The sequence below is a fragment of the Alteromonas genovensis genome, from assembly GCF_010500895.1.
Classification (GTDB): domain Bacteria; phylum Pseudomonadota; class Gammaproteobacteria; order Enterobacterales; family Alteromonadaceae; genus Alteromonas; species Alteromonas genovensis.
The window spans coordinates 556,081-581,249 of record NZ_JAAAWO010000001.1 but is presented as its reverse complement, the minus strand read 5'-3'; the positions used below and the strand labels follow the sequence as shown (position 1 = coordinate 581,249).

The 25,169-nt window shown below is 44.4% G+C and carries 18 protein-coding genes and 5 tRNA genes; 8 read left to right on the top strand and 15 right to left on the bottom strand.

The features are described from left to right. Positions 1-9: 9 nt before the first annotated feature. The 11 genes from GTQ48_RS02415 to GTQ48_RS02365 all read right to left on the bottom strand — a co-directional run bounded on the left by GTQ48_RS02415 (position 10) and on the right by GTQ48_RS02365 (position 9,811). Positions 10-1,902, bottom strand: coding sequence for a SurA N-terminal domain-containing protein (locus GTQ48_RS02415; RefSeq protein ID WP_163104991.1), 1,893 nt, complete (start codon positions 1,900-1,902; stop codon positions 10-12). Positions 1,903-2,173: 271 nt separating this feature from the next. Next, entirely contained in the window at positions 2,174-2,446 is a 273-nt protein-coding gene (hupB, locus tag GTQ48_RS02410; protein ID WP_012518978.1) for a nucleoid-associated protein HU-beta, read from the bottom strand. Positions 2,447-2,750: 304 nt separating this feature from the next. Next, positions 2,751-5,105 carry an endopeptidase La gene (gene lon, locus GTQ48_RS02405; protein WP_163104990.1) on the bottom strand — a complete coding sequence of 785 codons (2,355 nt, stop codon included), beginning with the start codon at positions 5,103-5,105 and terminating at the stop codon, positions 2,751-2,753. Between the two features lie 415 nt (positions 5,106-5,520). Beyond that, positions 5,521-6,795, bottom strand: a complete 1,275-nt coding sequence (clpX, locus tag GTQ48_RS02400) for an ATP-dependent protease ATP-binding subunit ClpX (protein WP_163104989.1) — start codon at positions 6,793-6,795, stop codon at positions 5,521-5,523. Positions 6,796-6,869: 74 nt separating this feature from the next. Next, positions 6,870-7,499, bottom strand: a complete 630-nt coding sequence (gene clpP / locus GTQ48_RS02395) for an ATP-dependent Clp endopeptidase proteolytic subunit ClpP (protein WP_032096878.1) — start codon at positions 7,497-7,499, stop codon at positions 6,870-6,872. 98 nt (positions 7,500-7,597) lie between these two features. Next, on the bottom strand, positions 7,598-8,902 hold the full coding sequence (gene tig / locus GTQ48_RS02390; protein ID WP_032096877.1) for a trigger factor: 1,305 nt from the start codon (positions 8,900-8,902) through the stop codon (positions 7,598-7,600). Positions 8,903-9,241: 339 nt separating this feature from the next. Then, positions 9,242-9,318, bottom strand: a tRNA-Pro gene (locus GTQ48_RS02385). Positions 9,319-9,361: 43 nt separating this feature from the next. Beyond that, positions 9,362-9,446: transfer RNA gene (locus GTQ48_RS02380), tRNA-Leu, on the bottom strand. Between the two features lie 7 nt (positions 9,447-9,453). After that, positions 9,454-9,529, bottom strand: a tRNA-His gene (locus GTQ48_RS02375). 87 nt (positions 9,530-9,616) lie between these two features. Next, a tRNA-Arg gene (locus GTQ48_RS02370) sits at positions 9,617-9,693 on the bottom strand. Positions 9,694-9,734: 41 nt separating this feature from the next. Continuing rightward, positions 9,735-9,811 (bottom strand) — tRNA-Pro (locus GTQ48_RS02365). A 461-nt stretch (positions 9,812-10,272) separates the two neighbouring features. Here GTQ48_RS02365 and folD point away from each other — a divergent pair. The 6 genes from folD (at position 10,273) to GTQ48_RS02335 (ending at position 16,427) form a co-directional block, all read left to right on the top strand. After that, positions 10,273-11,127, top strand: coding sequence for a bifunctional methylenetetrahydrofolate dehydrogenase/methenyltetrahydrofolate cyclohydrolase FolD (gene folD, locus GTQ48_RS02360; protein WP_163104988.1), 855 nt, complete (start codon positions 10,273-10,275; stop codon positions 11,125-11,127). A 179-nt stretch (positions 11,128-11,306) separates the two neighbouring features. After that, positions 11,307-11,957 carry a DUF1415 domain-containing protein gene (locus GTQ48_RS02355; protein ID WP_163104987.1) on the top strand — a complete coding sequence of 217 codons (651 nt, stop codon included), beginning with the start codon at positions 11,307-11,309 and terminating at the stop codon, positions 11,955-11,957. Beyond that, positions 11,954-12,670, top strand: coding sequence for a tRNA (N6-threonylcarbamoyladenosine(37)-N6)-methyltransferase TrmO (tsaA, locus tag GTQ48_RS02350; protein ID WP_163104986.1), 717 nt, complete (start codon positions 11,954-11,956; stop codon positions 12,668-12,670). Before GTQ48_RS02355 ends, tsaA begins: the two co-directional genes overlap by 4 nt. An 82-nt stretch (positions 12,671-12,752) precedes the next feature. Beyond that, the gene (locus GTQ48_RS02345; protein ID WP_163104985.1) at positions 12,753-14,477 is read left to right on the top strand and encodes a proline--tRNA ligase; all 1,725 of its coding nucleotides are present in this window, start codon (positions 12,753-12,755) and stop codon (positions 14,475-14,477) included. Between the two features lie 42 nt (positions 14,478-14,519). Beyond that, on the top strand, positions 14,520-15,368 hold the full coding sequence (locus GTQ48_RS02340) for an MBL fold metallo-hydrolase (protein ID WP_163104984.1): 849 nt from the start codon (positions 14,520-14,522) through the stop codon (positions 15,366-15,368). Positions 15,369-15,431: 63 nt separating this feature from the next. After that, complete coding sequence (locus tag GTQ48_RS02335; RefSeq protein WP_203565047.1) at positions 15,432-16,427, top strand: phospholipase A; 996 nt, start codon at positions 15,432-15,434, stop codon at positions 16,425-16,427. Positions 16,428-16,501: 74 nt separating this feature from the next. On the opposite strand, the gene GTQ48_RS02330 is transcribed toward GTQ48_RS02335, so the two are convergent. The 4 genes from GTQ48_RS02330 to guaB form a co-directional block, all read right to left on the bottom strand. Next, positions 16,502-17,401: a histone deacetylase family protein gene (locus tag GTQ48_RS02330; protein WP_163104983.1), complete on the bottom strand. Its 900-nt coding sequence runs from the start codon at positions 17,399-17,401 to the stop codon at positions 16,502-16,504. A gap of 78 nt (positions 17,402-17,479) precedes the next feature. Further along, entirely contained in the window at positions 17,480-19,102 is a 1,623-nt protein-coding gene (locus tag GTQ48_RS02325) for a methyl-accepting chemotaxis protein (RefSeq protein WP_163104982.1), read from the bottom strand. Between the two features lie 325 nt (positions 19,103-19,427). Further along, entirely contained in the window at positions 19,428-21,005 is a 1,578-nt protein-coding gene (gene guaA, locus GTQ48_RS02320) for a glutamine-hydrolyzing GMP synthase (RefSeq protein ID WP_163104981.1), read from the bottom strand. A 180-nt stretch (positions 21,006-21,185) separates the two neighbouring features. Further along, positions 21,186-22,655 (bottom strand): IMP dehydrogenase, encoded by a 1,470-nt coding sequence (guaB, locus tag GTQ48_RS02315; RefSeq protein WP_032097100.1) that lies wholly within the window; start codon positions 22,653-22,655, stop codon positions 21,186-21,188. Positions 22,656-22,755: 100 nt separating this feature from the next. Between guaB and xseA the strand changes: the two genes are divergently transcribed. After that, positions 22,756-24,108 carry an exodeoxyribonuclease VII large subunit gene (gene xseA / locus GTQ48_RS02310; RefSeq protein ID WP_163104980.1) on the top strand — a complete coding sequence of 451 codons (1,353 nt, stop codon included), beginning with the start codon at positions 22,756-22,758 and terminating at the stop codon, positions 24,106-24,108. 11 nt (positions 24,109-24,119) lie between these two features. Next, positions 24,120-25,169 carry a hypothetical protein gene (locus GTQ48_RS02305; RefSeq protein ID WP_163104979.1) on the top strand — a complete coding sequence of 350 codons (1,050 nt, stop codon included), beginning with the start codon at positions 24,120-24,122 and terminating at the stop codon, positions 25,167-25,169.

Here is a 25,169-nt window from a genome sequence, read left to right as displayed (position 1 = left end):
TAGTACGCGTTATACGCTTTCTGCAATGGTAACGTCTGCTTGAGAACGAAGCGCTTCAATGTACTGCTCGTACAAACGCTGTCCTTTCATCTGGCCGAGACGCTCTTTAAGACTATTGCCTAACTCAGCTTCAAGTACCGGTGCTGCATTAACCCCTTCTAGCTGAACTACCGCAACGTCACCATTCATGGTGGTTGCCACGTCAACACTTCCCTCACCTTCAGGCGCTAGAGCAAACAAGGTCTCAACAACCGCAGCAGCCAACGTGCCACCGTTTCTAGGAACAGCCTTTGCCGTTTCCCACGTCGCAGACTTTTCAGATAAAAGCGCTGATACATCTTCACCTGCTCTTACTTTCACAGCAACATCTGAAGCCCAAGCCTGTGCAGCTTCTCTTGCCTTCGTTGATTTTACTGAAGCGGTAATACTGTCGCGTACTTCATCAAGTGACTGCGTGCGCTGTGGCTCATGCTCAATAACTCGAATCGCAACAATGTTTTCATCATCTAACTCAATGATGTCGCTGTTAAGACGCTCTTCGATAAGTTCTGAAGAAAAGGCGTCGTCTAATAGCGCGGGCAGGTTCAACTCTTCTGGTGCCGTATTGCGACTGAATAACGCTGTTTCTTGAACTGGAAGATTAACCGCGTTTGCTGCATCTTCTAGTGTGTCAGGTACTTCAAACGCTATCTCTGCCAATGTATTTTGAAGCTCAAAATACTTTTCCATTGCCTGGTCATAGAGTAACGACTCGCGGATATCACTGGCTACTTCTTCAAATGATTTAGTTTGCGCTTCATTGATATCAGTCAGCTTGATGATGTGGAAACCAAAATCCGTTTCAACAATATCAGACACGTCGCCTACGCTATCTAATGCAAATGCCGCTTCATCAAATTCAGCGTCCATCATTTCTGGCGTAATAAAGTCTAAGTCACCACCATTTTCAGCAGAAAAAGTATCGTCTGAATTTTCTGATGCCAGTGTGGCAAAGTCAGCACCATTATCAAGCTGGGCTTTTAGTGCCTCTATTTCCGCTCTTGCAGCATCAACATCATCACCTGATTCGATCAAAATATGAGAAACGCGGCGTTCTTCTTCTTTACCGTAGCTCGGTAAATTCGCTTCGTAATAAGTACGAACCGCATCATCGTCTACAGACACTCTACCTTTAAGGTCTTCTACACTTAACTTCACATAAGCAAGCTTAACTTTTTCTTCGGTATCAAACGATGCAATGTTGTTGTTATAAAACGTTTCAATGTCGGCTTCAGACACTTCTACCGAATCTGCAAAGCTAGCAGCGCTTACCATTAGGTATTTTGCGTCGCGAGTTTGGCGTTGAAGCATGTTTGCCTCTTCCACTTCACTATCTAGTGCAAAGGCTGAGGTAGTCAGTGCAGCAGCCAACTGATTTTGTGTCATCTGAATGCGAAGGTAATTACGAAAATCTGCAGGTGAGAAACCGTTTTGACGAAGGATGGTTTGAAAACGTTCGTTATCAAATTGACCGCCAAATTGAAATTCTGGCATTTGCACTATGGTTTCGCGAATTTGTTCATCGCTTACACGCAAGCCAATTTCTGATGCTTGTTGCTGAATTAGCTTTTCTGAAATTAAGCGGTCCAACGCACTGCGTCTAAAGTTTGCAAGGTACTCTTCACTGGAAAATAGCTGAGCTACGCTTTCGCCAAACTGTGATTCCATTTGCGCGCGCTGATTTTGATACGCACGGTCTAGTTCTTGGGCCGAGATTTCTTCGCCATTTACCGTAGCCACTGCAGACGTGCCTGGCGATGTGAGGTAACTTCCTACACCAGCAAATACGAAACTCAAAACGATTAGCGCAATGATTGCCATCGCCCATGGGCCTTGAGAACCTTCTCTGATTCTTTCTAGCATGATTATTCTTCAACTCCGTTGCTTACTACTGATACCTGACAATACCTTTTCGCAAAGCGATGTAATAGCTGTCACTGGTAAAATAAGCGATGATTATAACCTAATGCCGATGAAGATAAACGACCTAAAACAAACTAATCTGCGTGTTTCTAAGACTTTCTTATCAGGCTTAGTGCAAGGTAAACGTTATTCGCGGCGGGGTTATCAATTATGTTGTGTACAAATAAAAAAGGCGATGGACTAGCCATCGCCTTTTTCTATATTTTTTGACTTAGTTACAAGCGTCTTTCAGAGCTTTACCGGCTTTGAAAGATGGAACTTTCGCAGCTGAAATCTGAATAGTCTCACCAGTTTGTGGATTACGGCCACTGCGAGCTGAACGTTCGCGAACTGAGAAAGTGCCAAAGCCCACTAGTGCTACTTGGTCGCCGTCTTTAAGCGCCGCAGTTACTGAGTCAGTGAATGCGTCAAGTGCGCGCCCAGCAGCTGCTTTAGAAATATCTGCACCAGCAGCAATTTGGTCGATAAGTTGAGACTTGTTCACTATTTTGATCCCCTTCAATTGTTATTATACTGTTTGTCCAAAAAATTGGTTTGGACGTTATAACAAGCTTGATCGTTAACATCAAGCATCTGTCACAATTAATTAACTTTTAAAATAACCGCTGCAATCCCTTTTGTGGCAAGGCTTTAAGCGATAACCATTTTAAGGTAACACAACTTTTCGGTCTTGAAAGCCCTAATTTTAAAAAAAACGGCAATTCTTTAATATTACGTACATTTTTTAATCAAAAAGTACAAGAAAATGGCTACAACCCTTTAAAATTAAGCATTGTAGCCATTACTATTTACGATTTCTTTTCTACCTTAAAACTTTCCACTGGCTCCTGAAGTGCAATGTCGAGGACGTCATCAATCCATTTTACTGGGTGAATAGCCAAATCTTTTTTCACGTTATCAGGAATTTCTTCCAAATCACGTTCATTGTCTTTAGGGATAATCACCGTTTTAATACCGCCTCGGTGAGCAGCTAGCAGCTTCTCTTTTAGACCACCGATGGCAAGTACTTCACCACGTAGCGTTATTTCACCCGTCATGGCAACCTCACACTTCACTGGATTGCCAGTGAGTGACGACACCAACGCAGTACACATGGCGATACCGGCACTTGGGCCATCTTTCGGTGTAGCACCTTCCGGCACGTGCACGTGAATGTCGCGTTTTTCGTAAAAATCTTCGTTAATACGAAGCTTTTCTGCACGGCTTCTTACCACCGTCATGGCGGCCTTGATTGACTCTTGCATTACGTCGCCAAGAGAGCCTGTAGAGGTCATTTTCCCCTTACCTGGCACCGATGTAGTCTCAATGGTAAGTAAATCGCCACCAACTTGAGTCCACGCCAAACCAGTCACTTGACCAATCTGGTTGTCTTTATCGGCCTTACCGTAGTCAAAGCGTTGAACGCCAAGATAATCTTTTAGATTATCCTGAGTGACAGACACTTTATCTTTGTTCTTTTTAAGAAGAACGTCTTTCACCGCTTTGCGGCACACCTTGGAAATCTCACGCTCTAAGCTACGTACACCCGCTTCTCGTGTGTAATAGCGAATCATGCCGATAACCGCAGAGTCAGTAATTTCAAGCTCTTTGGCTTTAAGGCCATTGCGCTCCATCTGCTTACCAATTAAATGGTTTTTCGCAATGTTCAACTTTTCATCTTCGGTGTAACCAGACAGACGGATAACTTCCATACGATCCAGTAATGGACCCGGAATATTCATGCTGTTCGATGTAGCCACAAACATCACATCAGAGAGGTCGTAATCCACTTCTAGATAATGGTCACTGAAGCTGTTGTTCTGCTCTGGGTCAAGCACTTCTAACAAAGCTGATGCCGGGTCGCCGCGCATGTCAGATGAAATCTTGTCGATTTCATCAAGCAAAAATAGCGGGTTCTTCACCCCAACTTTCGCCATTTTTTGAACTAATTTACCGGGCAGTGAGCCGATGTAAGTTCGACGATGGCCTCGAATTTCTGCCTCATCTCTCACACCGCCTAGTGCCATACGCACATACTTTCTGCCAGTTGCTTTAGCTACAGACTGACCCAGTGATGTTTTACCTACACCAGGAGGACCTACTAAGCACAAAATGGGACCTTTCAGCTTTTTAACGCGTTGCTGAACGGCTAGATACTCAAGAATACGTTCTTTGACCTTCTCAAGACCGTAATGATCTTCATTGAGCACTTCTTCAGCTTTTGCCAAATCTCTTTTCACAGGAGAACGTTTGTTCCACGGAACGTTCGTTAACCATTCAATGTAGCTGCGAAGCACGGTAGCCTCTGCAGACATCGGCGACATCATCTTCAGTTTCTGAAGTTCTGATTTGGCTTTGTCTTCTGCTTCTTTAGGCATTTTGGCGTCAGCAATCTTTTTCGCCAGCGCTTCAAATTCGTCAGGTGCATCGTCTAGCTCGCCAAGCTCTTTTTGAATGGCTTTCATTTGCTCATTCAAATAATATTCGCGCTGGCTTTTCTCCATCTGTTTCTTAACGCGGGTACGAATTTTCTTCTCTACCTGCAACAGATCGATTTCGCCTTCCATAAGCGCCATCAAGTATTCAAGACGCTCGTTAACGCTTTGCATCTCTAATACTTTTTGCTTTTCCGTCAGCTTAAGCGGCATGTGAGCTGCCATAGTATCAGCTAAACGTGCTGCGTCTTCGATACCGTTTAGTGAAGTGAGTACTTCCGGCGGTATCTTTTTATTCAGCTTTACATAACCTTCAAACTGAGAGACTGCAGAGCGAATGAGAACTTCCTGCTCACTCTCTTCGATGTCTTCATCATCAATTTGGTCAACGGCAGCAACGAAATAAGGATCGGCTTGTTTATAGCTTTCGATCTGGCCGCGAACACTACCTTCAACTAGAACTTTCACCGTTCCGTCCGGTAATTTTAAAAGCTGTAAAATAGTCGCTATAGTACCTACTGTGTAGATATCATCAGATTCAGGCTCATCAACGCCGGCATCTTTTTGTGCTACTAAGAAAATTTGTTTGTCATTTTCCATTGCTGCTTCTAGGCAGCGGATAGATTTTTCACGCCCTACAAAAAGGGGTATGACCATATGCGGGTATACGACCACGTCCCGCAGGGCAAGCACAGGAATTTCAATGCGATTTTCACGCTCAACTGTCATACTTGTTCTCAATTTATTTCCGATGTCGTTTTATATGGGGATGTAAGAGCAAACTTCAATCAAAACTTATTAAAGTGCGTTAATTCCTTACCATCCCTCACCTTTTGCTTCTACACAAAGCAAATTAGATACGTGAATTAGATATTATCGATTACATTGCGTCGCGTTTATCATTAGCTCACACAAATACCATTATCGATTTTTGCGCTTAAGGCAATAGGCAGAGGGCAGATCTATATCAAAGGATGGACTTTATCGTGCTGTTAGCTCAAATAACAGACAGCTTAGCGGGCATAGCGCCGAAAATTGGACGCGGCGGCGAAGGCTCAAATAGGCTAAGGCTTAAATATCAATGCAAAATAATGTGCTAGAAACAAAAAAGGCCCCGAAGGGCCTTTTATCAACAAATTTATCGCTATTCTGATGCTGCTTTTTTCTCATTACTGTCGTAAATCAAAATAGGTTTAGACTCGCCGCGTATTACAGTTTCATCTATCACCACTTTACTCACATCGTCGGTAGACGGAAGATCGTACATTGTCTCGAGCAACACAGCCTCAACAATAGAACGAAGCCCACGGGCACCGGTTTTACGCTCCATCGCCTTCTTCGCAATAGCGTTTAACGCGTCTTCACGGAACTCAAGTTCAACGTCTTCCATCGAGAAAAGTGCACCGTATTGCTTAGTTATCGCGTTCTTCGGCTCGCGAAGAATTTGAATAAGTGCTTCTTCGTTTAGCTCCTCTAAGCTTGTTACTACAGGTAAACGACCGATAAATTCTGGAATTAATCCGTACTTCACCAAGTCTTCTGGCTCAACTTGCTTAAACAGCTCACTTATTTGCTGACCATTTTCTTTTGATTTGACCGTCGCACCAAAACCTATACCGGTGTCTTTTTGTGCACGTTGCTCAATCACTTTATCAAGACCGGCAAACGCACCACCACAGATGAACAAGATTTTGGACGTATCTACCTGCAAGAACTCTTGTTGAGGGTGCTTTCTTCCGCCTTGTGGGGGAACAGAAGCTACTGTGCCCTCAATAAGCTTCAACAGCGCTTGCTGTACACCTTCGCCAGACACATCTCGTGTAATTGACGGGTTGTCTGACTTACGAGAGATCTTGTCTATTTCATCAATGTAGACAATACCGCGTTGGGCTTTTTCTACATCGTAGTCGCATTTTTGTAAAAGCTTCTGAATTATATTTTCAACGTCTTCACCCACATAACCCGCTTCGGTTAGCGTGGTAGCATCGGCCATGGTAAATGGAACGTCTAACAATCGCGCTAGTGTTTCAGCAAGAAGTGTTTTACCGCTTCCCGTTGGACCGATAAGAAGAATATTACTTTTACCAAGCTCTACGCCATCGTGAACATCACCATTGCGCAAGCGCTTGTAGTGGTTATAAACCGCTACAGAAAGTACTTTTTTAGCGTGGTCCTGCCCTATCACATAATCGTTAAGATGCTCGTGGATCTCGGCTGGTTTAGGTAAAGCATCCTGCTTTTGCTTAGGCGCAATTTCCTTGATTTCTTCGCGAATGATATCGTTACATAACTCAACACACTCGTCGCAAATGAATACCGACGGGCCTGCTATTAACTTTCTCACTTCGTGCTGGCTTTTGCCACAAAACGAGCAGTACAGTAGCTTGTTATCACCGTCACCGCTTTGCTTATCACTCATTACTTTTGCCTCTGCCTTGCCTGAGCCACACACTAAATCACACGATATTTTGGCTCAGATTTACTATAACTATACTACTTCGTTGCAGCAACGTCAGAACGGTTTGCCAACACTTGGTCAACTAATCCATATTCTTTTGCATCAGATGCATTTAAGAAGTTATCACGATCTGTGTCTTTTGCTACTTTTTCGTAGTCTTGACCGGTATGTTCGGCCATTAGGCGATTTAATTTTTCTTTGATATAAAGAATTTCTTTCGCGTGTATCTCAAAATCTGATGCTTGGCCTTGGAATCCGCCGAGAGGTTGATGAATCATCACTCGAGAATTAGGTAGACAGTAGCGCTTGCCTTTGGCACCCGCTGAAAGCAAAAACGCTCCCATGCTAGCCGCTTGGCCCATACATACTGTGCTTACATCAGGCTTGATAAACTTCATGGTATCGTAAATTGCCATACCTGCTGAAACTGAACCGCCAGGAGAATTGATATAAAGGAAAATGTCTTTCTCTGGATTTTCCGCTTCTAAGAACAACATCTGCGCAACAATAAGGTTGGCCATGTGATCTTCAACTTGCCCCACTAAGAAAATAACATTTTCTTTTAATAGGCGAGAATAAATGTCGTAAGAGCGCTCACCTTTAGAGGTTTGCTCTACAACCATTGGAACAAGTGCATTCATAGGGTCAAACGGAGTGTTAGTCATAACTACCTTTATTATCTAGCGTTAAAAACAAAAATGCTCGGAAGGCTCCGAGCATTTAAGCAGTTGCTGACAAGTAATGTCAATCAGACAGTAAAAAATTACGCCTGTTTGTTCATTACCTCGTCAAAAGCCTTGGTTACTTCAGTAACTTTAGCTTGCTCAAGAACCCACTCGATAGCTTGCTCTTCTAGCGCAACGTTCTGCATTTGCTGCATTAGCTCTTGGTTGTTGTTGTAGTACTCTACAACTTCACTTGGATCTTCGTACGCTGATGCCGCTGTTTCGATCATCTCTTTTACGCGTTCTTCGTCAGCTTTAAGCTCGTTTTGCTTAATCACTTCACCTAGAAGTAGGCCAATTGAAACACGACGTTTCGCATTGTCTGTAAACAACTCAGCAGGCAGGTCTGGAAGATTTTGACCACCGCCCTGTTGGCTGAAACGCTGCTTCGCTTGCTCGCGAAGTGCATCGATTTCCTGATCGATAAGCGCCTGTGGAATGTCAATCTCGTTTGCATCTACTAGCTTAGAGATAACATCTTCTTTTACTTGTGCTTTAAGCGTTTGGTCTAACTCGCGCTGCATGTTCTTACGAACTTCTGCTTTAAGCGCATCAACGCCGCCTTCTTCAACACCGAATAGTGTTGCGAATTCTTCGTCTACTTTAGGCAGTGCCTGACCTTCAACTTTCTTAATTGTAGCCTGGAATACTGCATCTTTACCTTTCAGGTTTTCTGCGTGGTAGTCTTCCGGGAAAGTCACTTCAATAGTCACTTCGTCACCCGCTTTCGCGCCAACAAGTGGTTTTTCAAAGCCAGGGATCATACGTCCTTGACCAAGCTCTAATGAGAAGTCTTCCGCTTTTCCGCCTTCAAACTCTTCACCGTCGATAGTGCCTACGAAATCCATGACTACTTTGTCATCTTTCTTCGCTTTACGCTTAACTTCTTTCCAAGTCGCGTGCTGCTTCTGAAGCGTTTCCATCATGTTGTCTAAGTCTTCGTCAGTAATCTCTACTGCCGGCTTTTCAATCTCGATGTCGCTTACACCCTTCACTTCAACTTCAGGGTAAACTTCAAAAGACGCTGTAAATTCTAAATCTTTACCGTCTTCGTCTGTTGTTAAATCAAACTTCGGCATACCAGCAGGCTGAATTTTTTCTTGAATAACTGCTTGGTAGAAGTTTTGCTGCATGACTTCACCAGAAACTTCTTGGCGAACTGCTTGGCCGAAACGTTTTTTGATTACGCTTACTGGAACTTTGCCAGGACGGAAACCGTTGATGCGCTGTGTTTTCGCCAACTGTTGTAAACGTGACTTAACTGCTGAATCAACCGTGTCAGCTGGAACGGTGATAGTAAGACGGCGTTCTAAACCCTGGGTCGTCTCGACTGAAACTTGCATTATATTACCTCAACTATACGCCTTTTCAGGCGCTTTGTTTTCAATCCCCTCTCCCGTCATGCTTAGTAAGCACATCACTCGGGGAAGAGGTCGTTAAAAATCGTTTATGAATTCAAAGCTACATAATTCAAATATGAATTTAAGTGTGTAAACACGCAGCTTGAAATAAACGTATTGGTTAAAAAAAGACGCGGTAGTATACAGCCGCACACTTTGAGAGTCGAGAGGCAAAAACACGCTTTTAACATCGTTTTGCGCAATAAACGCGCAGAAAGGCAGAATTATTGAAAATTCACGCAGAAAGCTACTAGAAATGATAGAAAAAGGGAAATAAAGCAGTGGTCGGTGAGACAGGATTTGAACCTGCGACCCCTTGTACCCAAAACAAGTGCGCTACCAAGCTGCGCCACTCACCGACAATAGAAGTGCTGAAAAGCTTTTGAAAGAAGCTTGAACTTATGGTGCGGAAGGAGAGACTTGAACTCTCACGCCGTGAAGCACTGGAACCTAAATCCAGCGTGTCTACCAATTCCACCACTCCCGCGAAAAAGTGGGGTGGACGATGGGACTTGAACCCACGACAACCGGAATCACAATCCGGGGCTCTACCAACTGAGCTACGCCCACCACTGAGGTGTTATAGTTTACATGTGAATTGATAAACATGTAAACGTAAAGATTCTATCGATGTGGTCAGGACCTACCTGACCCGCATGGCGCGCCCGGCAGGATTCGAACCTGCGACCCACGGCTTAGAAGGCCGTTGCTCTATCCAGCTGAGCTACGGGCGCTCGACGAATCTTTTTCCTTTGCAAACGTCGTTGCAAAGAAGTGGTCGGTGAGACAGGATTTGAACCTGCGACCCCTTGTACCCAAAACAAGTGCGCTACCAAGCTGCGCCACTCACCGACAGCGTAACTGCTTTCGAAGCGTTTTGCCTCTGTGCCGTTACGGGGTGCGAATATTACTGACTTGCCCCCACCTCGTCAAACACTTTTTGAAATAAAAAAATCAACCGCTCATAAAGCGTGCATTATTGTGTTTTTTTATACAAACCGTATGCTTTTTGAACGTAAAATTGAGGTGTTGGCCGTTGGTAAGCCGCAAAAACTTAAATACGCAGATAACTGGAAAGCATAAATAAAAAGCGCAAATGAAAAAAAGAATAGAAAGTAAATTAATAAGCGCACTTGATATCTGCTTTTCTTAATTAGACATTTTAGAAAAATGTCCTAAGTACTACTTTTAAGAAGTCACACTCTCAGTCTTTAGTCAAAAGCTCAGATTTACCGAAATAATAAACTGGTTTCATATATTGGTTTTGTGAAACAATAAGCAACACTCATTAATTACTTTATGAATTTGTGTTTATGACTGCTCACCTAATTGATGGCAAACTAATTGCCAAGCAAGTTCGCCAGCATGTTGCTTCTTACGTCGACTCATTAATAAAAGCGAAAAAGCGCCAACCCGGCTTGGCCGTGGTATTAGTTGGCAGTGACGCTGCCTCTCAAGTCTATGTATCGAATAAACGAAAGGCGTGTGAAGAAGTAGGATTTATATCTCGTTCTTTTGACCTTCCCTCAGACACCACAGAAGAAGCACTTCTTTCATTGGTAGATGAGCTTAACGAAGATAGAGAAATAGACGGTATTCTTGTTCAATTACCGTTGCCAGCAGGACTGAACGCTGAGCGTGTCTTAGAGCGCATTCACCCGCACAAAGATGTAGATGGATTTCATCCCTATAATATAGGCCGCTTAGCGCAACGGATACCGGCCCTTCGTCCTTGCACCCCTAAGGGCATAATGACAATGATTGAATCAACGAAGCGCCCGGTAAAAGGTTTAGACGCGGTCATTGTTGGCGCATCAAACATTGTTGGTCGCCCAATGAGTCTTGAGCTGTTGCTGGCGGGATGTACAGTAACCACTTGTCATAAGTTTACGCAAGACTTAAAGAATCATGTTCAGCGCGCTGACTTGCTGGTCGTTGCCGTGGGTAAGCCCAATTTCATTCCTGGTAGCTGGATAAAACCCGGTGCCATTGTTATTGATGTGGGTATCAATCGTGTAAGCGACGGTTCATTAATTGGTGATATCGAATTTGAGCAGGCAAAAGAGCGTGCTGGATGGATAACGCCAGTGCCTGGCGGCGTGGGCCCGATGACGGTAGCAAGCCTTATTGAAAACACGCTAGAGGCGTACGTAAAGTATCATTCTTAGTAACATAATTGCGCTAGTTTCGCATCGCATACAACCTATGCGATGCTTTTAAGAAATGTCTCGACTTAGCGCTTTATAGAATGGCCTAGCTCATAGCTGGGCGTTTTCTTACAGCACACTCTTACAAACTTGATTGCTTCTTTACACTTGAGGCACATATTAGCGAACAGTGTTATTTGATGAAACCAGTTGAATCTTCAGGCGCTAGACAAGCGACACAGCACTCTAATGATGAGAGCTCTGGTAACGAGCAATCTAGCGACAGCCACGCACACTACACAGAGGCCACTATGCAGTGGGTTGATGACGTTGTTATTCACCATAACTTTTGCCCCTTCGCATCTTTCGTAAGAACGCCTAATCAAATACATTGCAGTGTAATAGCAGGCAATACCGGTGATGTATTAGAAGCACTTTTTGAGGAATTGAAACGCTTAGATAATACTGACGATATTGCAACAACCCTCATAATTCTTTCAAACACGTCGTTCTCAGACTTTAATGAATACTTAGATGTGCTGTCCATCGCAGAGGCCATGCTCCACGACTGGGGCTTTTTAGAGCGCTATCAGCTAGCCAGTTTTCACCCACAGTATGTTTTTGAGGGCAACAGCATTGATGACTCTGAAAATTACACTAACCGCTCACCTTATCCGCTCTTACATATAATCCGAGAAAGCGACATTACTCGTTATATGAAAAACGAAGAAGATGCACAAAAGATATATACCCATAATATCGCAAAAGCCAACGAGCTTGGCTGCCCCTATTTTGAAAAAACGTTGTCGTCTATCAAACAAGCAAAAAACAACAAAGATTCAACGAAATGACGATAAACGATGAATTTCGCATTAACGCAATTGCCACCATAGCAACACCATTCAAGCAAAAATTTGCGGTACCTCGGCAGGCTAACCTAAGCGCAGCAAAGGGAATTATTTCCTTTGCCACCGGTTTTGACGATATCAATATGTTGAAAGGTATCGAAGGTTACAGCCATCTATGGCTTCTATTTGTATTTCACGAAACAATGGAACGAGGATGGAAAAGTACTGTTAAAGCCCCTCGTTTAGGCGGCAATGCCACAATGGGAGTGCTCGCAACGCGAACTACCCATAGACCCAATTCCATCGGTATGTCGGTAGTAAAGAATAATGGTATTCATACTATCGACGGCAAACCAAGATTAGTGGTTGAAGGCATAGATTTAGTAGACGGTACTCCCATCATCGATATTAAACCTTACCTGCATTACGCCGACAGTATTCAAAACGCCACCGATAGCCTTGAGCAAATGCGTCCTATACCTCAGCGAACGGTAGCGTTTTCAGAAGAAATTTCACCACAGCTTCTAAAAGCCTGTGAGCAACACAGCGATTTTCAACTCCTAGTGCGTGAAATTTTAGCCCAAGACCCCCGCCCCGCCTATAAGCAAAACACAGAAAGTGATGACAAAATCTATAGGGTAACCCTTTACGATCGGGACATAGGATTTATGGTGAAAAACGGCATTGTTGTCGTCACAGAGATAAATACAATATAAAACACTCAGTATGTAGCGTAATGGCTCGTACTTAATTAGAATACATAAGATTAAATTTTATTTTACAGGAATACTGTTTTACATGCGCACTAGTCAATATTTGCTCGCCACGCAAAAAGAAACACCTGCAGATGCAGAGGTTATCAGCCACCAGCTAATGTTACGCGCTGGTATGATCAGAAAGTTAGCGTCGGGGTTATATAATTGGCTGCCTTCAGGCCTTCGCGTTCTCAATAAAGTGGCCAATATCGTTCGTGAAGAAATGAACAAAGCCGGCGCGATTGAAATATTAATGCCTGTTGTTCAACCTGCCGATCTTTGGGAAGAATCTGGTCGCTGGGAAGAGTACGGCCCAGAACTACTGCGTGTGAAAGACCGCCATCAGCGTGATTTCGTATTAGGACCCACTCACGAAGAGGTTATTACTGCTCTTGTACGCAATGAGGTGAGCAGTTATAAGCAGCTGCCGCTGAACCTGTATCAAATACAAACCAAATTTCGTGATGAAGTTCGCCCTCGCTTCGGCATTATGCGAAGCCGCGAGTTTACGATGAAAGACGCCTATAGTTTTCACTTAGAAGACTCGTGCTTAGAAACTACCTATCAAAAAATGTACGATGCCTACAGCAATATCTTCACCCGTTTGGGCCTAGATTTCCGTGCAGTCATTGCCGATTCTGGCTCAATTGGTGGTAATCATTCTCATGAGTTTCATGTATTGGCAGACTCTGGTGAAGACGCCATTGCTTTCTCTAATCAGAGCAACTACGCAGCAAATGTAGAGATGGCTTTTGCTACTGCCCCTGAAAAAGCAGTGGCCTCTGGTGCTGTGCGTGAGACTAAGCCTGTGAGTGGTCACACTTTAGAAGAGGCTCTTGGCAGTATTGATATTGCAGCGAGCAACGCGGTAAACGTGTTTGTAGTTAAAGGCGCTGAAACCGATGAGGGCAACGCTGACGCTGCGCCAAACAGTGATGAAAAATGGGTTGCGCTTGTACTTCGTGCAGACCACACACTCAACGATGTCAAAGCAGAAAAAATTGGTAGAGTTGCTACACCGCTAGTTCAAGCCTCTGCTGAAAAAGCGGCACAGGTACTAGGTGTTTCTCCTTTATTTGCCGATGCAACCACCTTACCTATTCCTACCTTTGTTGATTCAAGTGCAGCAGCGCTAGCCGACTTTACTTGCGGTGCTGGAGAGCAAAACACATTAGCCATTAATTCAAATTGGTCTGAAGAGATTAATGCGGTTGATATTCGTAATGTCGTCGCCGGAGATGTATCTCCTGACGGTGAAGGAACACTTGACATTAAACGCGGCATTGAAGTGGGTCATATTTTTCAACTTGGAAGAAAGTACTCTGAAGCCATGAACTGCGGTGTATTAAGCGAAACGGGTAAGCACCAAACACTTACCATGGGATGCTATGGTATTGGCGTATCTCGTATTGTTGCCGCTGCTATAGAACAAAACCATGACAAGTTTGGTATTAAATGGCCTGACGCCATCGCACCGTTCAAGGTGGCGATTATCCCGATGAACATGCACAAATCCCATCGCATAAAGGAAACGGCTGAAGCCCTTTATGAAGCGCTTCTAGCACTTGGTATAGACGTACTTTTCGACGACAGAAAAGAGCGTCCAGGTGTCATGTTTAATGACATGGAATTAATTGGTATACCTCACAGTATTGTTATTGGCGAAAGAAACTTGGATAATCAACAAGTTGAATACAAGAATAGAAGAACTGGCGATAAACAGTTATTAGATATCAGTGCCGCTAAAGACTTTATAGCCGCGCTCTAACTTCTGGCGTTGCCCAAATAAGTAGATGATGGGGCTTAGTATATGCGGTTAACATTTTATGGCGTTAGAGGTTCAATTCCGACTCCCGGTGCGGACTTCGTGCGCTATGGCGGTAATACTGCGTGTGTGCATATTGAACTTGAGGATGGCACCGATATCGTCCTCGATTCAGGCACAGGCATTCGCTTACTAAGCGCTCAACTTATTCAAAAGACGTCGCCAATTAATATTTTACTTAGCCACAACCACTGGGACCATATTCAGGGCTTTCCCTTTTTCACGCCGATTTATCAAAAAGGCAGAGAAATAAATATTTTTCCAGGCCAGACTAATCTCGATGAGCCAGATCAGATACTTCGGCAAATGGAAGGCTCCTTATTTCCCGTACCGCGAACTGCTTTGCACGCTAATATAGATATTGTGCAGCTACCAGCGGAGCAAGAAAGCTTCACTGTTGGCAGCGCTCATATAAAGCGTGTACCAATGAATCACCCAGGTAAAGGGAGCGCCTACTGCATCGAAGCCGATGGATGCAAAATAGCGTACATTACTGACAACGAGCTTTATCCTCCTTACAAAAAAGAAACTGATTTTCAAACGTTCGCTACCTTTGCCAGTAACGCAGATCTATTAATCCATGACGCTCAGTACATGGGGTCAGATATGCCCGCAAAGAACGGATGGGGACACTCTGTGGCAGAAGAAGCGGTGAAACTTGCTATGGCAAGTAACGTTAAGCGACTCGCGCTATACAGTCATGACCCCGAAAGAACAGACGATGATATAGATTTTGTGGTTGCGCACTGTAATGACTTTGTTGTTGCGGCTGAATCCCCGCTAACCATATTTGCTTCGGCTGAAGGTCAAACACTGAACTTCAACAAGCCTTAATTTAAACCTCAACTTAGAACCTTAAGATCATAACCCGGAGAGTAAAAGGTGAATCTAAAACCTTTGTTTTTTTTAATTACATCGACGTACATTTTACTAGGTGCAAATACCCTTGCGCATGCGCAGGAGTCAGACTCAAGTGATGAGCAAACAACATCTGATGCTGCTAAAAAGGAAGACAAATCTGATTTATCTTCAGCTATTGAAGAAGGCATTGAAGTTATTGATATCATCAAACGAGATACCACAACAGAAAGTGCGCTGGATAACAGAATAGCAGGTGATAAAGAAGCCCTCGATAATGTGTTTGCTATTACTCAGCATCGTCAAAACTATCTGCTTCCTTTTACGTATGTTAAAAACCCAAACTCTGCGGGTAATCAGGATTTAACAGAAGAAAATGTAGACAGCAAAGAGGCTAAATTTCAGGTAAGCATGAAGCTACCTTTATACCTAGAGGACACAGGTTTTGATGGACTGTATTTTGGTTTTACTCTTACCTCGTTTTGGCAACTTTACAATAGTGAGGTGTCTAAACCATTTCGTGAAACCAACTATGAACCAGAAGTCTTTTGGCAGAAGACCGGCGACTACTCAGTACTAGGGTATAAGTTTAATACCTTTCAATTAGGTTTTAATCATATGTCTAATGGCCAAAGCGGCCTTCGCTCTCGCAGTTGGAACCGTATATTTGCCTCTATCACTTTTAGCGACAATGACGATATTTATTATCTAAAAACATGGTATCGCGTGCCAGAAGATGAAAAAGACGATCCTTTGGATGCCAGTGGTGATGACAACCCTGATATCGAAGACTTTTACGGCCGATTCGAGTTTGGCTATGGCAGAAAGATTGGCGCGTTTAAGATGCTCGCTCTTGTTCGAAATAACTTAGACTTTGATGAGAATAGAGGCAGCTTTCAACTGGATATGACCTACCCTATATCAGATCGCTATGAGCTGTTAGTGCAGTATTTCAACGGCTACGGCGACTCCCTGATAGACTATAATCGCTCACAAGAGCGTATTGGCATAGGCTTTCAAGTAACGTTCCTTTAAGGCCTGCTATCATCTAAGGCCTGTTATCATCTGCAAATAAGGTTTTACGTTATTTGCAGTAAAGCTGAAAACCGCTATTTAACAACACCTGCGGCGCGATACAGTTGCATATGTACGTCAACAAGCGCCGCAATATCCCGTTGATATCCCCCTCCAATTACAGCAGCAATTGGGAGCCCCTCCCTCTCTGCCAAGTCGAAAATTGTTTTATCTCTGTGATACACCCCCTTCGTAGAAATATTTAATAGCCCCAAATCATCATTAACATGCACGTCTACGCCAGCATCGTAAATGATGGCATCGGGCTGAAATTGGCGAAAAGCGAGTGTAATAGCCTGCTCCAACGTGGTGAGATATTCATCGTCCTCGGCCGCTTTAGGGAGGCCAATATCAATGTTGGATATTTGCTTTCTATGGGGAAAGTTTTTTTCACCATGAAGAGAGAGTGTAAAGATGTCGTCATCGTTTTCGGCCAGCTTAGCTGTGCCGTCACCTTGGTGCACATCTAAATCAATAATAAGAACATTATCGATGCCCTCGTGGGATTGCATAGCCTTGGCTGCCAAATACAAATCGTTAAACAGGCAAAAACCCGATCCGAAATCGGCAAAAGCGTGATGATAGCCACCGGTCAAATTTAAGGCTTTACCGGTCTCTATGGCGAGATTAGCAGTTTGGATTGTTCCGGCCACTGCGGTGCGCGTGCGCTCTATCAGTTGCTCAGACCAAGGAAAGCCTATTCTTCGCATCGCCTTTTTATCAAGGGTACCTGTGGTGAGTTGCTCCACATATTCAGGTGAATAGAAGCGTATTAACTCTTCGTTAGTCACTGGCGTTGGGGTGCTAAAACGTGATGGGCTCACTCCCCGAGCAATTAACTCATCTCTAATTCCCACATACTTCTCGATTGGAAACCGATGCCGGTCTGGCAATGAGAGTTGGCTATAGATGGGATGGAATACTAGGGGTATCATGAAGTCGCAACAACCTTATAAACAGCATTAGTGGCAGAGGAAGCCAATGCTTCCTCAGTGAATACTGTCAAAGCAGACTTAGCGGGTCAAACTGTTCACCACCTTTTCAACGTTGTATGACATATTTTTCATAGAGCGAGACATATCATCACGCTGGGCGAGTTCATGATAGCGCTCAGCAGAAGTCACTACTCTACCAATGATAGATTCAACTTGCCCTAGCACAGCCTCCTGCTCATCAGCCGCTTCATTAAGCGCTACCACAACACTTGCCGTCTCCTGAATGTCTCTCACAACGGTATTTAGTCGTTCGAGGGCCGACTCCGCCTCAGCGGCGTTGGTATCGGATAGCTGTTTGCCAGCATTCATGGCGGTTACCGCACTCATTGCCTCTGACTCGAAGCTGCTTAGAATATCGTTAATCTCTCTGGTGGATTGTTGCGTTTTAGCCGCTAACGCTCTTACTTCATCAGCAACCACAGCAAAACCTCTGCCGTGCTCTCCAGCCCGCGCAGCTTCAATGGCCGCATTAAGTGCTAATAAATTAGTTTGGTCTGCTATTTCATTAATCACATTCACTACTTTTAAAATATTAGTACTGCGAGATTGAAGCTCAGTCACAATGTCACTTGATGCTGTAACGGTTTGCGCAAGTTGCCTAAACCCAACGTTGGCTTTTTCGAATGTGGTGTAGCAACTTGCTACATTTTGTTCTGAATTGTTGGTTGCTACGGCTACCTGATCAGTGATAGCTACCAGATTTTGCACAATGCCCTTTAACTTATCCGTGCTAGTGTCCAATGAACGAGATGTGTCTCTTTGCTCATTGGCGCCTTGCATAATGAGGTCACTCACTTTCCCAAGCGAAGTAAATGCGCCACTCATTTCCTTCTCGGCATCTTTTAATTGCCCTACCGATACGTTGAGCTTATGTTGCAAGGCCCTTGCAGAATTTGCCAATATACCAAGCTCGTGGCGGCTCGAATATGTTAGGGAATAATCGTATTCACTCTCGGCAAGGTTAGCGATGCACGACGCAATGTCTTTAGTGGGTCTTATTACCTGTGAACGAAGCCTTGCGATAACATAGCTCAAAGACAATACTGATAACACGACGGCGGCAAGAAGAATAAGCCACAGCATGTTACGCGCGCTTTGCTTAAGCTCTACTATAGCTGTAGCCGACTGTGATGCTATATCATCAGCAATACTGCCTAATAGCTTCGCGGGCTCTCTATCAATGCCTCGTACATAGCTATCACCGACTTTAGCGTTGAAGCCAGAATTGACAAAAGCGTCGTACCCTTCGCGATATTTGGTTGCCATTATGTTATGAGCTTTTTGAAACTGGCGAATTTCTGCTTTTGCTTCATTACTGATTACATCATTTTGCAGCATGGCACTAAACTTTGCTTGAATGTCACTTTCACGCTGCTTAAACCGCTCCCAATACTTTTCTCTATCGGCTTTGTTATGGCCTCGAAGAAGCACATTTTTCCACTCTTGGACCTGAGTCTTAAAAGCACTCAGTACATCGTTAACGTCGCGCTCAGACTGAACCAGCGTATTTTCAAGTTCATCAAAGGCATTCAGCAGTGTGAATGACTTTAAAATTGATGCACCGTTGAGTAAAACAAGGAGAAAGAAACTAGCGAGAACGGGGGCAATGACCAAACGGCTTATGCTGGTGTACTTGAACACGATATGACCTTTAACTTAGATAATAACTGCACTATTAGATGATATTTTTATGACAGTTGCGTTACGTCAAAGGTATAGCAGAGCATACTTATATCTTGCACTTTATACCTATCATTCAAAGTAAAAAGCGCTTTTGATAAAAATAAGTACCTAAAAGCCTAAAGCTAAAACCAGCACGGCCTTTAGACTTTCGCTTGCGTCAATATAGTTAAAGATGATTAAAAAGAAAGGTGCAGTAGAAATGAAAAAAAGAGCCACTTGGGCTCTTTTTTGATTCATTTTGCTAAGGCGGCCTATTAAGCTAATGTATTAAGGCGTGTTTCCACTATTCCCACTCAATGGTAGCAGGCGGTTTACCTGAGATGTCGTATACCACGCGCGAGATACCATCTACTTCGTTGATTATACGGTTAGACACTTTACCAAGGAAATCGTACGGCAGGTGTGCCCAATGCGCCGTCATAAAGTCGATTGTTTCAACAGCGCGAAGGCTGACTACCCAGTCGTATTTACGCGCATCGCCCATAACGCCCACAGAGCGTACCGGTAAGAATACGGTAAATGCTTGACTCACTTTTTGGTATAAGTCTGCGGCGTATAGCTCTTCAATAAAGATAGCATCGGCGCGACGCAGCAGATCGCAGTACTCTTTCTTAATTTCACCAAGTACACGAACTCCCAAACCTGGCCCAGGGAACGGGTGACGGTATAGCATGTCGTAAGGCAGGCCAAGCTCAAGACCAATTTTGCGCACTTCATCTTTAAATAATTCACGCAATGGCTCAACAAGCCCGAGCGCCATATCATCTGGCAGACCGCCTACGTTGTGGTGAGACTTTATAACGTGGGCTTTACCCGTAGCCGAACCTGCAGATTCGATTACATCAGGGTAGATAGTGCCCTGAGCTAACCATTTTGCATTAGCAAGCTTGCCGGCTTCTTCATCAAAAACGCGAACAAATTCGTTGCCAATGGCTTTGCGTTTAAGCTCTGGATCTTCAATACCTTCAAGGCGCGCTAAAAATCTTTCTTCAGCATCGATACGAATGATATTTAAACCAAAGTGATCGCCAAACATCTCCATAACTTGGTCGGCTTCGTTTAATCGCAACAACCCGTTATCAACAAATACGCAGGTAAGGTTTTTGCCAATAGCGCGATGTAAAAGCATGGCCGTAACCGAGGAGTCTACGCCACCAGAAAGACCGAGTATTACCTCATCATCGCCGACTTTTTGTTTAATACGCTCAATAGCATCTTCAATTATCGCACCCGCAGTCCATAGCTTTTCACACTTACACACGTCCATAACGAAATGCGTTAATAAACGCATGCCCTGGCGAGTGTGGGTCACTTCTGGGTGAAACTGTACACCATAGAACTGTTTTTCTTCGTTATACATAGCCGCGTGAGGGCAAGACGCAGTCTGGGCGATGGTCTCAAAACCTGCGGGAATAGCAGACACTTTGTCGCCGTGACTCATCCATACATCAAGACGAGCGGCTCCGTTATCACCGATAGCATCTTCAATCTTATCAAGTAATGGACTTGGCTTAATGACCTCTACTTGAGCATAACCAAACTCACGCTTGTCTGAACCAAGCACGCCGCCGCCAAGCTGATGGGCCATAGTCTGCATACCGTAACAAATTCCGAAAACAGGAACGCCGGCCTCAAACACATAATCAGGTGCTCGCGGTGACCCTTCTTCGGTTACCGACTCTGGACCGCCTGACAATATGATCCCTTGAGGATTAAATGCGCGAATCTGCTCTTCGGTTACATCCCAAGCCCATAGCTCGCAATAAACGCCTATTTCACGTACTCGGCGTGCTATTAGCTGTGTATATTGCGAACCAAAATCCAAAATAAGTATTCGTTGAGCGTGTATGTCTGAACTCATAAAAAGCCTTTTTTCTCTTTTCAATCACTAAGCCACATTGCGTCATATGGCGTCATATAGCGTGGGCAAAGTGTTTGTAAACAACCTGTCCGAGGCATGGATGCCGAGGCCAAGCTCCCCTGGATGGGTTTACAGCGTGGTGGTGTTAGACACTATGCCCACGCTGAACAATAACTCGCCTTAACCTAAACGGTAGTTTGGCGCTTCTTTCGTAATACTTACATCGTGCACGTGGCTTTCACCCATACCCGCTGACGTTACGCGAACAAACTGTGCTTTGGTATTAAGCTCTTCGATAGTAGCGCACCCCGTCAAGCCCATTGCTGAGCGAAGGCCGCCCATTTGCTGATGAATAATATTGGCAATCGGTCCTTTGTAGGCAACGCGACCCTCAATACCTTCTGGTACTAATTTTTCAGCATTATTGGATTCTTGGAAATAACGGTCTGATGAACCATGGCTTTGGTTCATGGCGCCTAACGACCCCATACCGCGGTAAGATTTGTAATAACGACCTTGGAAAAGCTCAACTTCACCCGGTGCTTCTTCGGTACCTGCAAGCATGCTGCCTACCATCACGCAGCTTGCACCAGCTGCTAATGCTTTGGCGATATCACCTGAGAAACGAATACCGCCATCAGCGATCACTGGAATACCAGTCCCTTCAAGGGCTTCTACCGCATCGGCAACGGCAGTAATCTGCGGCATACCACAACCGGTTACAATACGAGTTGTACAGATTGAACCCGGGCCTATACCTACTTTCACTGCGTCTACGCCTGCATCCGCTAGTGCTTTTGCACCTTCACGAGTGGCTACGTTACCCGCGATAATTTGTACGTCAGGGTAATCTTGGCGTACTTTCTTCACGCGGTCGATAACGCCTTGGGAGTGACCATGTGAAGTATCAATTAACAGCACGTCAACACCCGCATCTACTAATAGTTTAATGCGTTCGTCAGTACCTGGGCCAACACTAACAGCCGCACCAACACGCAATCTACCTAGTGAGTCTTTACAGGCATTCGGTTTGTTTTCTGCTTTTTGAAAATCTTTTACCGTAATAAGGCCGGTAAGTTTAAATGCGTCGTCCACAACAAGAATTTTTTCGATGCGATGCTCATGCATCAAATCAAGAACCACGTCAGAACTAGCGCCTTCTTTTACCGTGACAAGGTCGTCTTTACCTGTCATGACGTTACTAATAGGCAGCTCTAATCGCTTTTCAAATCGAAGGTCGCGGCCTGTCACAATACCAATGAGGTTATTTTCTTCATCGGTAACAGGGAAACCTGAGTAACCTTTGCTTTTCGATAAAGCAATAACGTCGCCAATAGTCGCGTCTTTAGTTACTGTAACAGGGTCGGATACTACACCGCTCTCATACTTTTTAACTTCAAGAACGTGTTTTGCTTGCTCTTCAGGCTTCATGTTTTTATGAATAAACCCGATCCCACCTTCTTGTGCCAATGCAATGGCTAAGGGGGCTTCAGAAACCGTATCCATGGCGGCTGACACCATGGGAATATTCATTGTCACATTGCGCGTAAGACGCGTTTGTAGACTTGCTGTGTGAGGGAGGACGGTTGAGTGGCCAGGAACTAGCAACACATCGTCAAAAGTAAGGGCTTCTTGGATGATACGTAGCATGCAACAACACCTATTCAGTTGAGGGTTAATTGCGGCGTGATTGTAGTGTTTTTTGGTTTTAAGGTAAACTCTATTTGTATTAAACCATGTGATTTTTTTTATGTTTACAAATTCGCCATCTACATCTCGACAAATTTTAACAGTAACAAAGCTAAATCGATTGGCTAGAACCGTGCTTGAAGGCGAAATTGGTCTGATTTGGCTGTCTGCTGAAATTTCCAATTTTGTCTGTGCAGCATCAGGACATTGGTACTTCACGTTAAAAGACAACAAAGCGCAGGTACGTGCAGCCATGTTCAAGGGCTCCAACCGCTCGGTGCGTCAGCGCCCGAAAGAAGGCGATAAAATATTAGTGAGAGCGTCGGTGGGTCTTTATGAGGCTAGAGGCGACTATCAGCTAGTTGTTGAACATATGGAAAGTGACGGTGAAGGCGCTTTAAAACAGGCATTTGAAGCGTTAAAGCTGAAACTCAACAATGAAGGTCTGTTCGACGCATCAACAAAACGAAACCTGCCCACCTATATTACGCGCATTGGCGTGATCACCTCATCAAATGGCGCCGCCCTTCACGACGTACTTAGCGTTTTAAAACGTCGAAGCCCGCAAACACAGGTTATTGTGTACCCTTCGATGGTACAGGGAGAAACTGCGCCGGCTCAGCTTATTCAGGCTCTTAAAAAAGCCAATGAAAGAAATGAGGTTGACGTACTGCTTCTAACCCGTGGCGGTGGTTCGCTAGAAGACTTGTGGTGCTTTAATAATGAGGCATTAGCGCGAGAAGTGTCGGCCAGTCATTTACCCGTTGTGAGTGCTGTTGGCCACGAAGTCGATTTTACTATTTCTGATTTTGTAGCCGATTTGCGTGCCCCTACTCCTTCTGCTGCCGCTGAGCTTCTTAGCCAGAATTCGAACGAAATTGTGCAAAAGCTGGTGCAAAAACGCCAGCGTTTACACCGTGCGATTGCGCAGAAGCTCGTTAGCAACAAACAACAACTGACCATTTTGCGTCAGCGATTACAAAACTTACACCCGCAGAGTAAAATACAGCATCAATGGCAATCACTAGACCGGTTACAGCTGCAATTACTTCACAAAATGCAGCGAGATATAGCAGGCGCTGATAAACGACTGCAATCGCTAACTAGCCGGCTGAATAGTCAAAACCCAGCACAACGTCTTGCGCAATCAAACAGTAATTTGGCCTATGTGAAAACGAGATTGCTCAATAGCATGGCCGCACTGCTTGGCACCAAAAAGCAACAGCTGGCCTCAAATGCATCATTACTTCAATCGGTAAGTCCACTGTCTACACTGGCAAGAGGTTACAGTATTACTCTCGCTGAGAACGCTGCCGTAACGAGTATAGAAGCGGTGAATAATGGCGATACGATAACAACCCGAGTGACTGACGGTGAAATAACCAGTACAGTAACAAAAACGTTAAAGGAATAACTCAGCCAATTATGCCGACCTTTCGCAGCTTCGCTTTTCGAATAGCCTCTTTGTCTCTTGCTATGGTTTCAATTGGAGCACTCCTTTCTATTGGTACTTTTTTACCTATAGCACACGCCGTTGTGACCAAACCTGTCGTACATAGCGTCTCGGCACCAGTCTCTGTGTTTTCTACCTATCCGTCGTCTGAGCTCGTGGCCTTGTGCAATGAGCCAGAGAGTCGCTGCGAAGAAGATAGTATTACTCCCGACGAATTTGTGTCTGCCCTAAAAGCAACGTCATATTTTACTTCACTGCAGCCTTATGCAGAGAATAATGACTATGAACTGTTGATAGCCAATGTGGGGAAAGTATCCACTCAATTTGCTGAAATAACGCTGCAGTGGCGGGGAATGGAAATAAACTCCCATATTGTTAAGACAAGTGCACAGAAACAGGCTGAAAGTGGAAACCTTCAACATGCCGAAACGCTAATTAGGCAGTGGGAAGACAATGCAGTCAACGAAGGAATTTTTACAGCAGAATTCCTTTATCGCGCTCTACAGGCAAGTAATTACCAGCATGACTTAGCAGTGCCTAATTCATTTGGGCAGTTTACTAAGCTAGACACCCAACTTTTTGCAGACCCATTTAGCGGCGCCATTACCCGATATACTCATCCTGCTTATGAAGATGCCCTCGTTGATGTTATTGTTTACCCGTTTACACATAAGGTAACTGAAGATGATCGCACGCTGTTAAACGAGCAACTCGATGTCGACCTTGCGAAAGCGAGTGCGGTAGCAAAAGCACAGCAACTTACTCTTACTCTTTCTAGCCCAGCAGCACCATATAAAGTAAAAGGAATAGCCGATGGGTGGCGACTTGGCATTACGGCTGAGTCTGAGAAAGCCCCCACACTCTATGCATCTACCTACGTATTTAGAAAGCATGACAAAATCATAAAAATAGCCACCACCTTTCCCACCGATTTCTCAGATCCACTCGTGGATGAGCTAATACAGCGTGTTGATGTACCAAAAGAATCGTTGTTAATGAAGCGGGTTCGAAAGCTGTTATAA

Coding starts and splice junctions, on each gene's coding strand:
- tig (WP_032096877.1), bottom strand. CDS start 8,902: ATGCAAGTTTCAGTCGAGACGACCCAGGGTTTAGAACGCCGTCTTACT.
- guaB (WP_032097100.1), bottom strand. CDS start 22,655: ATGCTACGTATCATCCAAGAAGCCCTTACTTTTGACGATGTGTTGCTA.
- lon (WP_163104990.1), bottom strand. CDS start 5,105: ATGACAGTTGAGCGTGAAAATCGCATTGAAATTCCTGTGCTTGCCCTG.
- GTQ48_RS02355 (WP_163104987.1), top strand. CDS start 11,307: ATGAAACCAGTTGAATCTTCAGGCGCTAGACAAGCGACACAGCACTCT.
- guaA (WP_163104981.1), bottom strand. CDS start 21,005: ATGAGTTCAGACATACACGCTCAACGAATACTTATTTTGGATTTTGGT.
- clpP (WP_032096878.1), bottom strand. CDS start 7,499: ATGACTAACACTCCGTTTGACCCTATGAATGCACTTGTTCCAATGGTT.
- GTQ48_RS02415 (WP_163104991.1), bottom strand. CDS start 1,902: ATGCTAGAAAGAATCAGAGAAGGTTCTCAAGGCCCATGGGCGATGGCA.
- GTQ48_RS02345 (WP_163104985.1), top strand. CDS start 12,753: ATGCGCACTAGTCAATATTTGCTCGCCACGCAAAAAGAAACACCTGCA.
- GTQ48_RS02340 (WP_163104984.1), top strand. CDS start 14,520: ATGCGGTTAACATTTTATGGCGTTAGAGGTTCAATTCCGACTCCCGGT.
- GTQ48_RS02305 (WP_163104979.1), top strand. CDS start 24,120: ATGCCGACCTTTCGCAGCTTCGCTTTTCGAATAGCCTCTTTGTCTCTT.
- tsaA (WP_163104986.1), top strand. CDS start 11,954: ATGACGATAAACGATGAATTTCGCATTAACGCAATTGCCACCATAGCA.
- xseA (WP_163104980.1), top strand. CDS start 22,756: ATGTTTACAAATTCGCCATCTACATCTCGACAAATTTTAACAGTAACA.
- clpX (WP_163104989.1), bottom strand. CDS start 6,795: ATGAGTGATAAGCAAAGCGGTGACGGTGATAACAAGCTACTGTACTGC.
- folD (WP_163104988.1), top strand. CDS start 10,273: ATGACTGCTCACCTAATTGATGGCAAACTAATTGCCAAGCAAGTTCGC.
- GTQ48_RS02330 (WP_163104983.1), bottom strand. CDS start 17,401: ATGATACCCCTAGTATTCCATCCCATCTATAGCCAACTCTCATTGCCA.